The sequence below is a fragment of the Alloalcanivorax balearicus MACL04 genome, assembly GCF_025532145.1.
Taxonomy (GTDB): Bacteria; Pseudomonadota; Gammaproteobacteria; order Pseudomonadales; family Alcanivoracaceae; genus Alloalcanivorax; species Alloalcanivorax balearicus.
In genome coordinates, this window is record NZ_ARXS01000004.1 from 94,401 (window position 1) to 108,513 (window position 14,113).

At 61.0% G+C, this 14,113-nt stretch carries 13 protein-coding genes; 1 reads left to right on the top strand and 12 read right to left on the bottom strand.

Annotated elements, in window-relative coordinates:
* Positions 1-16: 16 nt before the first annotated feature.
* From MA04_RS04995 to putA, 7 genes are all read right to left on the bottom strand, one after another.
* Positions 17-1,618, bottom strand: coding sequence for an acyl-CoA synthetase (locus tag MA04_RS04995; RefSeq protein ID WP_262459651.1), 1,602 nt, complete (start codon positions 1,616-1,618; stop codon positions 17-19).
* Between the two features lie 18 nt (positions 1,619-1,636).
* Complete coding sequence (locus MA04_RS05000; RefSeq protein ID WP_262459652.1) at positions 1,637-2,731, bottom strand: phosphotransferase family protein; 1,095 nt, start codon at positions 2,729-2,731, stop codon at positions 1,637-1,639.
* A gap of 13 nt (positions 2,732-2,744) precedes the next feature.
* Entirely contained in the window at positions 2,745-3,521 is a 777-nt protein-coding gene (locus MA04_RS05005; protein WP_163121805.1) for an SDR family NAD(P)-dependent oxidoreductase, read from the bottom strand.
* Positions 3,518-4,756: an acyl-CoA dehydrogenase family protein gene (locus MA04_RS05010; protein WP_262459653.1), complete on the bottom strand. Its 1,239-nt coding sequence runs from the start codon at positions 4,754-4,756 to the stop codon at positions 3,518-3,520. The genes MA04_RS05005 and MA04_RS05010 overlap by 4 nt, the downstream gene beginning before the upstream one ends.
* 98 nt (positions 4,757-4,854) lie before the next feature.
* Positions 4,855-5,541: a nitroreductase gene (locus MA04_RS05015; RefSeq protein WP_262459654.1), complete on the bottom strand. Its 687-nt coding sequence runs from the start codon at positions 5,539-5,541 to the stop codon at positions 4,855-4,857.
* A gap of 264 nt (positions 5,542-5,805) precedes the next feature.
* Positions 5,806-6,276 (bottom strand): flavodoxin family protein, encoded by a 471-nt coding sequence (locus tag MA04_RS05020; protein ID WP_163121799.1) that lies wholly within the window; start codon positions 6,274-6,276, stop codon positions 5,806-5,808.
* 10 nt (positions 6,277-6,286) lie between these two features.
* On the bottom strand, positions 6,287-9,382 hold the full coding sequence (putA, locus tag MA04_RS05025; protein ID WP_262459655.1) for a bifunctional proline dehydrogenase/L-glutamate gamma-semialdehyde dehydrogenase PutA: 3,096 nt from the start codon (positions 9,380-9,382) through the stop codon (positions 6,287-6,289).
* 124 nt (positions 9,383-9,506) lie between these two features.
* Between putA and MA04_RS05030 the strand changes: the two genes are divergently transcribed.
* Positions 9,507-10,403: an arginase family protein gene (locus MA04_RS05030; RefSeq protein WP_262459656.1), complete on the top strand. Its 897-nt coding sequence runs from the start codon at positions 9,507-9,509 to the stop codon at positions 10,401-10,403.
* 7 nt (positions 10,404-10,410) lie between these two features.
* On the opposite strand, the gene MA04_RS05035 is transcribed toward MA04_RS05030, so the two are convergent.
* The 5 genes from MA04_RS05035 to MA04_RS05055 form a co-directional block, all read right to left on the bottom strand.
* Positions 10,411-11,421 (bottom strand): ornithine cyclodeaminase, encoded by a 1,011-nt coding sequence (locus MA04_RS05035; protein WP_262459657.1) that lies wholly within the window; start codon positions 11,419-11,421, stop codon positions 10,411-10,413.
* A gap of 83 nt (positions 11,422-11,504) precedes the next feature.
* Positions 11,505-12,281, bottom strand: a complete 777-nt coding sequence (locus MA04_RS05040) for an enoyl-CoA hydratase-related protein (protein ID WP_262459658.1) — start codon at positions 12,279-12,281, stop codon at positions 11,505-11,507.
* Between the two features lie 38 nt (positions 12,282-12,319).
* Positions 12,320-13,183, bottom strand: a complete 864-nt coding sequence (locus MA04_RS05045) for an SDR family NAD(P)-dependent oxidoreductase (protein WP_262459659.1) — start codon at positions 13,181-13,183, stop codon at positions 12,320-12,322.
* Entirely contained in the window at positions 13,180-13,623 is a 444-nt protein-coding gene (locus MA04_RS05050) for a MaoC/PaaZ C-terminal domain-containing protein (RefSeq protein ID WP_262459660.1), read from the bottom strand. Before MA04_RS05050 ends, MA04_RS05045 begins: the two co-directional genes overlap by 4 nt.
* Positions 13,620-14,111, bottom strand: a complete 492-nt coding sequence (locus MA04_RS05055; protein ID WP_262459661.1) for a MaoC family dehydratase N-terminal domain-containing protein — start codon at positions 14,109-14,111, stop codon at positions 13,620-13,622. Before MA04_RS05055 ends, MA04_RS05050 begins: the two co-directional genes overlap by 4 nt.
* Positions 14,112-14,113 lie beyond the last annotated feature (2 nt).

Genomic DNA, 14,113 nt, shown 5'->3' on the forward strand with positions numbered 1-14,113 from the left:
GACCTGGGGTGGCGGGTCAGCGGGCAAACTCGGCCTGCTTCAGCAGGCGACGCTGTATTTTGCCGGTGGTGGTTTTGGGTAGATCATCCACGAAGGCGATTTTTCGGGGGTATTTGTACGGCGCAGTGAGTTCCTTGGCAAAGGTTTGAATATCCCGAGCCAACTCATCACTGGCATGATAGCCCGCTGAAAGAATGATAAAGGCTTTCACCACTTCGCCACGGTCCGGGTCGGGGCTGGCCGCGACGGCGCATTCATGGATGGCCGGATGTTCCAGAAGCACATTTTCCACCTCTACAGGACCAATGCGATAGCCCGCGGAGTTGATGATGTCGTCACCACGCCCCTCGTAGTAGATGTAGCCATCCTCATCCATGTGCGCGTTGTCGCCGGTGATGAACCAACGTTCTCCGTTGGCTTCGACATAACTCTTGGCGCTTCTTTTCTCATCTCTATAGTAGCCGAGCATGATTTGCGGGTTCGGCGCTTTGATGGCCAAACGGCCGGTTTCACCAGCCGAAAGCAGTTGATCCCCATCACCGATAATGGCCGCTTCTACGCCGGGCAAGGGCCTCCCCATGGAACCTGGTTTGACCGGCATCGGCGGGTAGTTCAATACCGTCATCAGCGTCTCGGTCTGACCATAACCATCCAGTAATTGAGCGCCAGTGAGATCACGCCAGGCGCGCACGATGTCCGGGTTCACTGTTTCTCCGGCGGAAACCGTCAAGCGTAGCCGATTCAGGTTCCGGCTTTTCATGTTCTCCAGCATCAGACGGCGCAATTCGGTCGCCGAAGCACAGAATACGCTGACCTGGTACCGTTCGAGCAGCGCCAGCCGTGATTCCGGGTCAAAAGGGCCATCATGAAACAGGACCGCGCTGCCGCAACTCCAGGGACCATAAAGAATGCTGGTGCCGGCTTTGCTCCAGCCGGTGTCGGCGGTACACCACATCAAGTCATCTTCGTTGAGCGACAGCCAGTACCAGGCGGATCCCCGCCAACTGAACAAGGCCGCACTGGAGTGCAATACACCTTTGGGCATACCGGTGGAACCTGAGGTGTAGAACAGAATGGCCGGGTCCGTCATGCGTAGCGGGACAGGGGTGAAATGCTCATCGGCCTCGGCCACGGCGCGGTCGAAATCGAGCCAGCCTGGCGCATCGCCGACGCTGAGACGGACCTTGAAGTGGTCGCCGAATTTGGTGGTATGTTCCGCGGTGGTGACTGCAGCGATGGCGCCGGAATGCTCGGAGCGGTAACGGATATCCTTCTCGGTGAGCATGGTGACACACGGGATTGGTATGGCGCCCAGTTTGTTGCAGCCGACCATGGCAATCTGCCAATGGGGTAGCCGGGGCAATACGATCAGTACGCGATCGCCTCGTTTGACACCATGGGCGGCGAGTACATTGGCGAATTGGTTGGTGAGGCGTTTGATGTCCGCGAAGCTGAATATTTTTTCCCGGCCCTCCTGATTGGTCCAGATCAATGCTGTTTTGTCCGGCGTTTTCGCCCAGTAGTCGACCACATCGCTGCCGAAGTTGAAGTGGTCGGGAAGCTTCCATTCGAATTGAGCATGGGTTTTTTCGTAGTTATCCATTGGCATGCGCTGCATTGGCCTGCTCCTTCTTACTTAATAATATCGACCCCGGGTAACCTCCAGGGTGAATGAACTCAGTTCTCGGGCGAGCTGCTCGAAATCAGGGATGGTCCCGCTTTCTTTTTCGTCCCGACTCCTACGTCGGTGTATCTGCTGGAACACCACGGCACTGCGCAGCAGCGCCAGGACCCGAAAAAAATGTAGAGACGTCAGCGATACACCGGTCAGACTCTGATAGTGGGCGGCGGCTTGTTCACGACTGGGGAAGCCGTTGCCGGCGGTAGGCATTTGACCCAGCGCGTGCATGCAGGGTGGATCGCCGCGTTCGGTCCAGTAGCTGAGGAGCACTGCCAGATCATAGAGCGGAGCACCTCGAGTCCCCATGTCCCAATCGATTACCGCCACCGGCGATAAATCGGTTTCCCGAAGCAGTACATTGTCCAGTTTGAAATCGTTATGAATAAAACAATGGCGTTGATCCGCCGGTATGCGTTGCTCCAACCATTCGATAACCTGCACCAGCTCCATAGGCAGATCGTTTTCCCAGGCCAGCCGGGCGCGCTGGGTCCAGCCGTCGAGTGTGCGCCGGATAAAACCATCCGGCTTGCCCAGGCTGTCCAGGCCCACTTGTTCGGGAGGAATGGCATGCAGATCCGCCAGCAGGCGAATCAGCAGTGTGCCCAGATACTCTCCTACCGGTGCTTCTCCATGCCAGCTTTGCTGGACGGCTTCCGGAAGCTGTCCGCCGATGCTGAGACCGGCCCGGTATTCCATGATGAAGAATCGGGCTCCCAGCACGTGACTGTCCTCGCAGTAATGCAAAGTGCGCGGCGCAAGTGGATAAGCCTTGGGAAGCCGAGACAGGATCAGACTTTCGCGAGCCATATCGTTTGCACCGGGCGGTATCGGTCCCGGGGGCGGGCGGCGCAGCACCGCCCATTGGCCGTCGACTCGAATCAGATAATTGAAGTTGCCGAAGCCGGCGGCGAACTGGCGGGGTGGGGTATCGCTATCGAAGCTCAGCCCCTGCCCCCGGAGGTAGCTCGCCAATCGCTGCCAATCCTGAGGGTGTTGGTGGCGATCATCGTGAAAGTGTGCCGTTGGGACGGCGTGAGTCACATTGGACATGCAACCTCCCGGGTCACAACGATTTAACCAGATGGCCGCCGTCTACTGGCAATGCCACACCGTTCACGAAGCTGCCGGCGTCGCTGCAGAGTAACAGCAATGGCGCGTCCAACTCCGGTACCTGGCCGGCGCGGCCGGCGGGAGTGCTCTCGATGTACTGCCGTCCCTGATCGGTGGCGAAATAGTCCCGGTTCATCTCGGTTTCGAAGTAGCCGGGGCAGAGGGCGTTGACGCGAATGCCCTGCGCCGCAAGCTCCAGCGCCATGGCTTTGGTGAGCTGGATCACCGCGGCTTTGGAGGCGCTGTAGCTGCTTTGCCCCAGCCCCACGCGCACCCCGAGAATAGACGCCACATTGACGATGGCGCCGGGCAACGATCGGGCCACCAGGCGTTGGGTTATTTCATGGGCGACACGCCAGACGCCATTCAGATTGGTTTCGATGACGAAGTCCCAGCGTTGCTGGTCGATTTTCAGGAAGCGCCCCGGATCGGCCACGCCAGCGTTGTTGATCAGGATATCGGCTGGCCCCCAATGCGCTTCGATGCGATCAATGGCGGCGGTGACACTGACCGGGTCAGTGACATCCATGGCGACGGCATAGGCCTCGCCGTTGTCGTTGCGGATCTCCTCGACCAGCCGTTCCAGGGCGGCGGTGCGTCGGGCAGCCACCGCCACACGGGCGCCGGCGCCGGCCAGAACGCGGGCAAAGTGCGCGCCGAGACCGCTGGACGCACCGGTGATCAACGCCGTTTTTCCCTTCAGCGACAACAGAGTGGCAGTAGTACTCATGCAGCCTCTCCATTCTGATCGGCGTAGCGATGGATGATGGTTTTGCCCAAGGTCATTTCGTGAACCTGATCGGGACCATCGGCGAGGCGGCACCAGCGTGCGTAGTTGAAGCCTTCCGCCATGCAGTAGTCGGCGGTAAGTCCACCGGCGCCGTGGATTTGCATACAGCGGTCGATGATGTTCTGCACCAGCCGGGGCACGGTGGTCTTGCTGGCGGCGATCAGATCCAGCGCTCCCTGGGTACCATGCTTGTCCATCTGCCGACATGTTTTAAGGAGTAACAAACGCGCCATCTCGATTTCCGAAAAGCAACGGGCTATATCCTCGCGCACGGACTGATGTTGGCTCAGCGGACGACCGAATGTGGCACGGGATTCCGCGCGCTGACAGGCCAGTTCCAAAGAACGCTGAGCGATACCAATCAGGCGCATGCAGTGGTGGATGCGCCCAGGGCCCAGGCGCCCCTGGGCGATCTCGAAACCGCGTCCTTCACCAAGCAGTATGTTGCCCAGCGGTACGCGAACATTATTGAAATGGACTTCGGCGTGGCCAAGAGGCGCATCGTCATAGCCCAGGGTGCTGAGCGGACGAACCAGTTCAACGCCGGGAGTCTGTTTAGGGACCAGAACCTGGCTTTGCTGTTGGTGCCGGTTCGGGTTGTCGGGATCGGATTTTCCCATGACGATAAGAATCTTGCTGCGCTCATGGAAGGCGTTGGTGATGAACCATTTACGGCCATTCAGAACCCACTCGTCGCCTTCACGCTGGATTTGCAGCTGCACGTTGGTGGCATCCGAGCATGCCGTGTCGGGTTCCGTCATGCAGTAGCAAGAGCGGATATCTCCGTTCAGCAGTGGAGTCAGCCAGGTTGCTTGTTGATCGGAGTTTCCGTACTTCATCAGTACTTCCATGTTCCCTGTGTCCGGCGCATTGCAATTAAAAATCTCCGGTGACCACAGCACACGCCCCATGATCTCCGCCAAAGGGGCGTAATCAAAATGGGTCAGGCCAGGGTGATCGGCGAAGTGGCTCAACTCCGGGGTAACGAACAGATTCCATAATCCGGCCTGCTTGGCCTTGTCCTTCAAATCATCAATCAGGGGCAGGGACGCAAAACGGCTTTCGGCGCGATCCAGTTGTTCGGCGTGGGCCCGCTCGTTGGGATAGATATAGTCGTCCATGAAGCGAGTGAGTTGATCCTGGAGCTGCAGGGAGGTATCGCTGAATGAATACATTCGGTGTCCTTATGGTCGCCGTATCAGTTTGTTTTATGAGTGATTCAGCCGGTTCCAGGTCAGGCCCGGGCCATGGGCCGCCCGCCATGCCGAGATATTCAAAGGCCGTGGAACTCCGCGATTTCATCCAAAGGCGCCCGCCGCGCGCGAAGCTGGTTTACGCTGGCATTTTCGTCCCGGTAGCCAATGGCCATGCCGGTGAACAGCATCCGATCGTTCGGGGCCTGTAAAAACTCTCCCAGCGTTTGCGGGTACCGTGACCAGCATTCCTGAGGGCAGCTGTCCAGACCTGCTTCGCGCAGCAACAACATCACCGACTGCAGATACATCCCCAGATCCGACCATTGCGGCGGGCCCATGGTGCGGTGTACATAGCAGAACAGCGCTACCGGCGCGCCGAAGAACTGAAAGTTGTTGGCAAACCAGCGTAGACGGGCGGCCTTGTCTTCACGAGGAATACCGAGCAGGCCGTACATGTCCTCTCCAACCTGGAAGCGTCGGTCCCGATAGGGGGCGATCAGGTCGGGAGGGTAGACGTCATATTCGCGGTCCTCTCCGCCGGGGGCTTGTTTCAGGCGTTCACGCATTACCGCCTTGAGCTCCTCCATGCGCCCGCCCCCGATCACATAAAGATGCCAGGGCTGGAGATTGCCGCCGGATGGTGACCGGCTGGCTGTCTCAAGAATGGTGCGTAACAGGGCGCCGTCCACAGGACGATCCTGGAAGGCACGGATCGAGCGCCGTGAACTCACGGCCTCACAGACCGTTTTGGCGGCAGGGGTCATTGGCGATTACTCCTTAAACGGTGGTTCGCTCTGACGTTTGGAACAGTCAGGTATGCGGCCAGTAATGACCAGCGAAGGTGGCGCTGGAATACGGTGTTCAAAGTTTGAAAAGGGGTGTTGAAACGGTAAATTTGAGCTGGTTATTTCTCAAATCAATTTTCGGAATGGCAGGCTATTTCTCACAGAAATATGGGGGTTTCTCAGGCATGGATATCGGGCAGGAAATGTCTGGCCACAGTTTCGACGCGATGGGAGGAAGTAGAGCTAAAAAATACTGTTGTCCAGACCGGCGGCAAGATACAGCCCCAGTTCCTCCACCTGGTCCACAAAAACATCCTGCCAATCGCCGCGACAGACCAGTGGCGGCTGCACCCAGTTCCAGCGCAGGCCGGTGACGATGGATTCGATGGCGCGTCGGGTGCCGGTGCCGTCGTGGCCGGCGCGGATATAAAGCGCGCAGGGCAGTCCCTGTTTGTGTTCCAGTACGGCGTAGTAGGTACGGTCGAAGAAGTCTTTCAGCGCGCCGCTCATGTAGCCCAGATTCTCGGTGGTGCCGAGCAGAATGGCATCGCAGGCCATCACGTCATCGGGGCCGGCTTCCAGCGGTGGTTTCCAGATCGCGCGGACATTCTCGATGTCGTCATGGCCGGCGCCGTGCAGGGCGGCGTCCACCAGTTTGCGAGTGTTGGGCGAGGGCGCATGGGCCACGATCAGCAGGGTTTTGGTATCGCTCATGAGAACCAGTCTAGGGGCCGTCTCCCAGATTCACCAGTTCCGGATCGATGCCAAGGGCCGAGCGGTTGTCGGTAATCACCCGTTCGGTGCAAAAGCGCATCAGGTAGTGCGGGCCGCCAGCCTTGAAGCCGGTGCCGGAGAGGCGTTCGCCACCGAACGGTTGGCAGCCGGGTACGGCGCCGATCTGGTTACGGTTGATGTACAGGTTGCCGACGCGGACTCGCTCCACCCAGTCATCGATGTGCGCCTGGATACGGCTGTGAATGCCCAGGGTGAGGCCGTAGCCGGTGCGCTCGATGTAGTCGATCACTTTGTCCCGCTCATCGTGACGCCAAGCGGCGATGTACAGCAGCGGCCCGAAAATTTCTTCTTCAGGCAGGTGTTCCCACTCCACCAGCGCCGCTTCCGGCGCCACGTAGAATCCCTGTTCGCCAAGAGCCGGGTCAACTTCCGGCGTGACCGTGCTCCAGCGAGCGTGGCGGCGCAACTCAGCGCGGGCCTGTTCCAGTTGATCGCGGGCGCCGGCATTGATGACCGGCCCGACGTCGCTGGCCAGCAAGGCGGGATGGCCTATTTTCAGGGATGCCATGGCGCCCTCGAGTTTGGGCAACAGGCGGTCAAGCAAGGTGTCCTCCACCAGCAGCACCCGCAGGGCGGAGCAGCGCTGCCCGGCGCTGGTACAGGCGCTGGTCAGTACATCCCGAACCAGTTGCTCAGGTAGCGCGGAGCTGTCGGCGATCAGGACATTGAGCCCGCCGGTTTCGGCGATCAGCGGCAGCAGGGGACCGTCACGGGCGGCCAGGGTGCGTTCGATATGTTTCGCGGTGGCGGTGCTTCCGGTCACCGCTACTCCGGCGAGGGCAGAATCGTTAAGCAGCGCGTCGCTGATTTGGCTGGCCTCGCCACCGATGAAATGCAGCGCCGCCTCTGGCACGCCCGCCTCGTGCAGCAGTTGCACCGCCCGCCAGGCGATGAAGGGTGTGTCGGAAGCGGGCTTGGCCAGTACCGTGTTGCCACTGACCAGTGCCGCGAGAACCTGCCCGCAAAAAATCGCCAGCGGAAAATTCCAGGGGCTAATGCAAAGGAAGACGCCACGGGCATGCCAGGTCAGTTGGTTGGCCTCACCGCTGACATGCTCCAGGACCAGCGGTGTCCCCTGCAGTGTCTCCGCCTGTTGCGCGTAGTAGCCACAGAAGTCATGGGCTTCGCGCCAGTCGGCGAAGGCGTCGGCGAAGGTCTTGCCCCCTTCCAGCATGAGCAAATAAAGCAGTTCCGACTGATGCTGTTCCAGCAAACCGGCGAAACGTCGCACGATGTCCGCTCGTTCCGGCACTGGCTGATGGCTCCAATCCACGAAGGCCTCCCGCGCCTGGGCATAGGCCTGATGGACCGTGTCAGCGTCGGCAAGGAAAACTTCTCCGAGTTCGCGGCCGTCGGCGGGGCTGTGGCGAGGCCGGGGCTGATCGTTCGACGCTCCGGCGCGCCAGCGGTGATCGTGCCATTGATGCAGGGATTGCCGTAATGAATGCAGAACGTCAGGGTCGGTCAGTGAAGGTAGTGTCGGTACCTGGCGGGGCGTGAACCGTTCTGGTGGTGGTAGCAGTTCCTGTGGTTGTTCCCGGGCAGGGCGCCAGTTCAGGGTAGGGTCCACCGCCAACTGTTCCGCCGCGATGTGTTCATCCAACAGCAAATTGACGAAGGACTGGCTGCTGCCGTTTTCCATCAGACGCCGGACCAGATAGGGCAGCAGCGTATTAAACGGGCCCACGGGGGCGTACAGGCGCAGTGGATAGCCGTGCCGTTCAACGAAGACCCGGTGCTGGGCTTCGCCCATGCCGGCCAGCCGCTGGAATTCGGCGTCGCCGGTGAAACCGTCCAGATGATGATGCAGCCAGGCCAGGGTGTGGCAATTGTGCGTGGCGAATTGCGGATAAAAACACTTTGGTTCGGACAGCAGTCGTTTGGCGCAGGCCAGGTAACTGATGTCGGTATGCACTTTACGGGTATGGACCGGGTAATCACACAGGCTCTGCTGTTGAGCCAGCTTGATCTCGGTGTCCCAGTACGCCCCTTTCACCAGTCGCACCGGCAATTTCAGATTATGTTCGCGCGCCTGATCGGCCAGCCAGTCGATCACTACCGGGGCCCTTTTCTGGTAGGCCTGCACCGCCACGCCCAGTCCTTGCCAATCAGCCACTTCCGGCAGGGAGAGAGCTTGCCCGAACAGACGCAGACCGATCTCCAGGCGGTCCGCCTCCTCCGCGTCCAGGGTTACCGGAATGCCGATGGCGGCGGCGCGGGACACCAGATCCTGCAAGCGTGGCCACAATTGCTCCTGCACGGTCGCCCACTGGGCAAATTCGAAACGGGGATGGAGCGCGGACAGCTTGATGGAGATGCCGTCCCGGGCCAGCACCGGCAGGCCCGGGTCCTGACCGGCGAGCACCTCGATGGCCTGGCGATACTGGTGATGGTAGTGCTTGGCTTCGGCATCGCTCTGCGCTGCTTCACCGAGCATATCGAAGGAATAACGCAGCGATGGATCGCGGCGCCGCAGAGCTTGTGGCAGGGTTTCGCCGAGCACGAACTGACGGGCAATCAGTTGCACACCCTGCACCAGGGCGCGGCGGAACAGTGGGTCTCCGAGACGCCGGCGCAGCCCATGCCAGGCATCTGGAAGACTTTCATCCTGTTCCAGCCAGCGAGCTGACAGGGACAGGCCGCGGGCGGCGATCTGTATCAATGTCGGAGCGTCGTCGTCCGGCAGGTTCCAGTCGCCGCGGGTCAGCAAGTCATGGATCAGATCGTTGGCGTTATCGGCGTCGGGAATGCGCAGCAGAGCCTCCGCCATCGTCAGCAGCAGACGGCCCTCGCGGGAATTCAGGCGCCAGCTGTGCAGGAACTGCTCGAACAGGGCCGGGCGGGCGGCGCGGGCCGCCTCCACCAGAGACTGGCATTCGGCGGCGATGGCCTGCCGGTCCGCTTCGGCGAGCTGCAGAGCGGGCAACAGGTCGGCGATCAGGGTGTTCTGATCCGCCAGATGAAGCGCCCGCAACGGGGCCAGGTCGGGGCCGGGGTCGGGCAGGTCGGCAAGCGGTGGGATCATGGTGTCGATCTCCAGGCTCTCCATGGTGCCAGCAACAGGGTATGCTGATGGCAACGGGGCGTGCGAAAAGAGTCACGTCTGTTTTGAGGATAACCGCGACGGGCGGTTTCGGCGAGGATTGGCCATGTTGTCGTTACCCGCGCTGGCGGCGCCGTCCTATCTGGGTGGGCGGCGACCGGAAAGGCCCTGGCGGCCCGGAGATATCCGCTTGACGCCGTTGTGGCGAAGACTGCGGCAGCGCCATGGTCTGACGTTGGACTGGCGCGGCTGTTTAACGCCACCGGACAACGCGTCCGGCCCGCCCGCTCTGGCCGATTACCTGAGCAGACTTCGGGACGGCGTGTACAACGAACTGAGCAGCGGCCGGCCATTGTTCGTGCTCGGCGGCGATCACGCCAACGCCATAGCGGTGTGGGACGCCGCCATGGCGGCGGTCGGTGAGCGCCGCTTCGGACTGCTGTGGATCGATGCCCATCTGGATTGCCATACCTTCATGACCACCCCTTCGGGCAATGTGCATGGCATGCCGCTGGCGGCGTTGCTGGGGCTGGCGGATCCGTCACTGGCGTCGCTGATGCCCGGCCGTTGCCGGTTGCGGCCGGAAGCACTGTGTCTGTTCGGGGTGCGCAGTTATGAGCGTGCCGAACAGGAAGCCATGGAGCGCCTGAATGTCCGAGTGATTCAGGCGGCCCGGGTGCGCCGTGACGGCATCGACGGGGCTTTGGACGGAGCGCTGGCTTACCTGGACCGGCACTGCGAGCACTATGGAATCAGCATCGATCTGGACGCCATCCATCCGCGTCAGGCGCCAGCGGTGGCCACGCCTGTGGTCGGTGGCCTCAATGGTTCGGCCTTGTGCCAGGCGTTGTGTCGGAGGGTGGATCCGGACCGCTGCCGGATCCTGGAAATCGCCGAGTTCTACCCGTCCCTGGACCGCGCTGGCCGCACCCAGCGGCTATTGGCGGATCTGGTGGGTGCCTGGTGGTGGTCCCGCGGCAGCCGACGCCGTGGGTGGGCCTGAGGCATCGTCAATCACCCGTCACCAATGAAAACAAATCCTTCGGATCGGCCAGATCCGGTACCAGGGTCACCTCGCTACCGATGTCGTATCGCTCCGCCAACCGCGCCACCAGATCCAGCACCGCCAGATCCTCCACGGCGATACCCACGGCATCGAACAGGGTGATTTCATCATCGTCGTCACGCCCGGGGCGCTGATCGGTGAGCACTTCCCATAATTCAGCATGGACGCTGGCGGCCCCGGTTTGCTGGACCTCGCCTTCCAGTTCGCTTTGCGGCCGATACTCCACCACGGTTTTGCAACGGTGTATCACTTCCGGCGACAGTTCCGTTTTACCCGGGCAATCACCCCCCATGGCATTGATGTGCACGCCGGGGCGCAGCAGCGCTTCATCGATCAGGGACTGGTGTTGCTTGGCGGCGGTGAGCGTGATCCAGACATCGGCGTCACGGAGGGTATCGGCAATGTCCTGTCCCCGCCGCAAATGGAAACGGTGACCGAGATGGCCGGCGAATTTGTCCATGGCGGCGCCGTCGATGTCGAAGTAGCTCACCTCCGTCACCGGCAGGCGGCTGGCCAGGGCCAGCACCTGGAATTCGGCCTGGGCGCCACATCCGATCAGCGCCACCCGCTGGCTTTCCAGCCGCGCCAACAGGCCGGCGGCCAGGGCCGCCACGGCGGCGGTCCGCACCGCGGTCAGCAAGGTCATCTCACTGATCATCAGCGGATAGCCGCTGGGCACGTCGGCCAGCAGGCCGATGGCGGTGACACTGAGTTTGCCGCGCGCCGGGTTGCCCGGGTGGCCGTTCACATATTTGACGCCATAGAGCCGGTCATCGGCGCAGGGCATCAGTTCGGTAACGCCGAAAGGGTAATGGAAGGCGTGGCGGGGAGAGAGTTGTAACTCCGGCCAGCGGCGCAGATAATCCTCGATGGCATCCACGGCCAGCGCCAGGAAAGGTTCCAGGCCGACGCGCCGGATCAAGGTCTGCATATCGGTCACGGTGATCAGCTTCATACGCCCTCCCGTGCGAGTATGAATTCAATGGTACTCCTTGGGGGGAGGGCGAGCACGACTTATGAATAATCCGTAACCCATCTTCAACGACCTCGAAACACCGGCGGCCGCTTTTCAAGGAAGGCACGGTATCCTTCCTTCAGATCCCCGGTGATGAACGCCAGCGACTGCGTATCGGCTTCATGATCCAGTGTCTCGGTAAATGAAGTGGCCCAGGCGTTGTTGAGCTGGGTTTTAATCATGCCCAAGCCCAGAGCGGGCCCGCCGGCCAGTTGACGGGCCACGTGCAGGGCCTCGGCGCCAAGCTGGTCGTCGTCGACACAGCGCCAGATCAGCCCCCAGTCCGCGGCCTGCTGCGCGTCGAGAGGTTCGGCCAGCAACGCCAGCGCCCGGGCACGGGGCACGCCGATGGCGCGTTGCACCAACAACGAGGTTCCCGCGTCCAGCGCCGCGCCGAGGCGGGCGAAGCTGAGAATAAAGCGAGCGGAGCGCGCGGCCAGTACGATATCGCCGGCCAGTGCAAGGCCAACACCAGCGCCCGCAGCCGCGCCATTGACTGCCGTTACCACAGGAATGCGGCCAGCGCGCAGCCTTTCCAGAGTAGGGTGCAGATGCTGGCGCATACGGGCACCGATATCGGCGCCTGATTCGAACAGGTCTCCCCCCAACTGCGCGCCGGAGCAGAAACCTTTGCCCGCTCCGGTTATCAGGATGGCGCGGATGTCCGCGTCCGCGCTCACCGCGGCGGTAACGGTGTCCAGCTCCCGCATCAGCGTGTCGTCAAGTGCATTGTATTCGGCGGGCCGATTCAGTGTGATGATGGCGACGCCATCGTGGTCTTCACGCAGCACCGTTGGCATGGTTTTCTCTCCGGTGTCGAAGGAATGGTAGTGTTCCCTCACATGAGCAGACCGCCACCGCATACCAGCATCTGACCGCTGATGTAATTGGACTCCGGTGCGCAGAACAGATAGACGGCATCGGCGGCTTCCTGCGGGTGGCCAGCTCGTCCGAGAGGAATGGTCCTGGCCATGGTGTCCAGTAACGATGGCTGAACGCCCACTTTGATGGCTCTGCCTTCCACTTCGATGGTTTTTTGCTCTTCCTCGATAGCCTGGGTGAGACGTGTTTCAATCAACCCGAAGGCGACCGCGTTGACGTTGACCTTATAACGGCCCCATTCCTTGCACAGGGTACGAGTCAGACCCAATAAAGAGGCTTTGCCCGAGGAGTAACTGGCTTGGCCGGCGTTGCCGTATAGCCCGGCAATGGATGAGATGTTGACGACCTTGCGAAAGACCTCGTGACCTTCCGAGGCTTCCTTTTTCGCCATGATTCGGATCGGTTCCGAAGCGGCGCGCAGGATGCGAAAGGGGGCAACCAAGTGCACATCCAGCATCGCCTGGAACATGTCGTCGGTCATCTTGCCGATGGTGGCGTCCCAGGTATAACCGGCGTTGTTGACGATAATATCGATGCCGCCGAACGCCTCCAGGGCACCTTGTACGAACCGCTCCGGGAACGTTTCCTCGGTCACACTGCCATTGATGGCAATGGCGTCACCGCCGGCTTCGGCAATCTCCGCGGCGACCGCGTCTCCGGTGTCGGGATCAAGATCATTGACCACCACCCGGGCCCCTTCGGAAGCCAGTTTGAGGGCGATGGCACGGCCAATGCCGCGTCCGGAACCGGTAATCAAGGCGACCTTTTTTTTCAGTTTGCCGTGGGGGTGGATCACCAGCGTTTCGTTATTGTCCGTCATTCTTGTTCTCCTTGCGGGTCGAATGCGACGACCGCTTCGCCCTTGAGTTTTATGTCGCCATCCTGGTCGCGGGCGGTCATTTCCAGGCGGGCGCGCTGCTCACCGTCTATGATTTCTATAGCCGTGACACGGCCCTGGCAGGTGATCCCGGCTCCGACCTGTGTGATGGCGGTAAAGCGTACGCCGAACTCCCGCACCGATGAGGGCGGAAACACCTCGTTCAGCGCCACGCCCAAACGCGCCATGATGAACATGCCGTGAGCGAAAACATCGGGAAAGCCGGAAGATCGGGCGAAATCGATATCGACATGGATCGGGTTGTGATCGCCGGAAGCACCACAATAAAGCGCCAGCTCATGACGCGTGATGGGATCGAAATGGCGGTTTACCGGAATCTCTCCGACCGTCAAGGACGTCGGACCGGCGGGACAGTGACTCATTGCGTTGCTCCGGCGGTATGGGGCGGGTTTCGAACCACGATAATGCTGACGACATCCGCAACGTGTTGGTCATGGCCGTTATCGACGCGAATGTCCTGGGTGATCATGGTGAGCGTCCCGCCCTTTTTATTGGTGATGTCTCTGATGCGGGTGGTGAAAACAAGCTCGTCGCCAACGCAGGCGGGGTGATGGAAGGCAAACTTCTGTTCGCCGTGAAGAATACGGCCGATATCCACTCCCAGCAGTTCCAGCACCGCTGGCGGGCCCGGGTTGTCGAGGGATTGCAGGCAGAACAGATAGGTCGGCGGAATCGGAATATCGCGATAGCCTGCTTCGCGAGCCGCCCGGGTATCGTGATACACCGGATTCGTTTCGCCGATGGTCTCGAGAAAGAATTTAAGGCGCCGTGGCTCGACGAAGGCGCGTTGAGAAGCGAAGACATGGCCGACAGCGGATTGCGGATCGATCGAGAATGCCTTTGATGTCATGA

Excerpts from the sequence above, each read along its gene's own strand:
- MA04_RS04995 (WP_262459651.1), bottom strand. The coding sequence starts at position 1,618 with ATGCAGCGCATGCCAATGGATAACTACGAAAAAACCCATGCTCAATTC.
- MA04_RS05000 (WP_262459652.1), bottom strand. The coding sequence starts at position 2,731 with ATGTCCAATGTGACTCACGCCGTCCCAACGGCACACTTTCACGATGAT.
- MA04_RS05005 (WP_163121805.1), bottom strand. The coding sequence starts at position 3,521 with ATGAGTACTACTGCCACTCTGTTGTCGCTGAAGGGAAAAACGGCGTTG.
- MA04_RS05010 (WP_262459653.1), bottom strand. The coding sequence starts at position 4,756 with ATGTATTCATTCAGCGATACCTCCCTGCAGCTCCAGGATCAACTCACT.
- MA04_RS05015 (WP_262459654.1), bottom strand. The coding sequence starts at position 5,541 with ATGACCCCTGCCGCCAAAACGGTCTGTGAGGCCGTGAGTTCACGGCGC.
- MA04_RS05020 (WP_163121799.1), bottom strand. The coding sequence starts at position 6,276 with ATGAGCGATACCAAAACCCTGCTGATCGTGGCCCATGCGCCCTCGCCC.
- putA (WP_262459655.1), bottom strand. The coding sequence starts at position 9,382 with ATGATCCCACCGCTTGCCGACCTGCCCGACCCCGGCCCCGACCTGGCC.
- MA04_RS05030 (WP_262459656.1), top strand. The coding sequence starts at position 9,507 with ATGTTGTCGTTACCCGCGCTGGCGGCGCCGTCCTATCTGGGTGGGCGG.
- MA04_RS05035 (WP_262459657.1), bottom strand. The coding sequence starts at position 11,421 with ATGAAGCTGATCACCGTGACCGATATGCAGACCTTGATCCGGCGCGTC.
- MA04_RS05040 (WP_262459658.1), bottom strand. The coding sequence starts at position 12,281 with ATGCCAACGGTGCTGCGTGAAGACCACGATGGCGTCGCCATCATCACA.
- MA04_RS05045 (WP_262459659.1), bottom strand. The coding sequence starts at position 13,183 with ATGACGGACAATAACGAAACGCTGGTGATCCACCCCCACGGCAAACTG.
- MA04_RS05050 (WP_262459660.1), bottom strand. The coding sequence starts at position 13,623 with ATGAGTCACTGTCCCGCCGGTCCGACGTCCTTGACGGTCGGAGAGATT.
- MA04_RS05055 (WP_262459661.1), bottom strand. The coding sequence starts at position 14,111 with ATGACATCAAAGGCATTCTCGATCGATCCGCAATCCGCTGTCGGCCAT.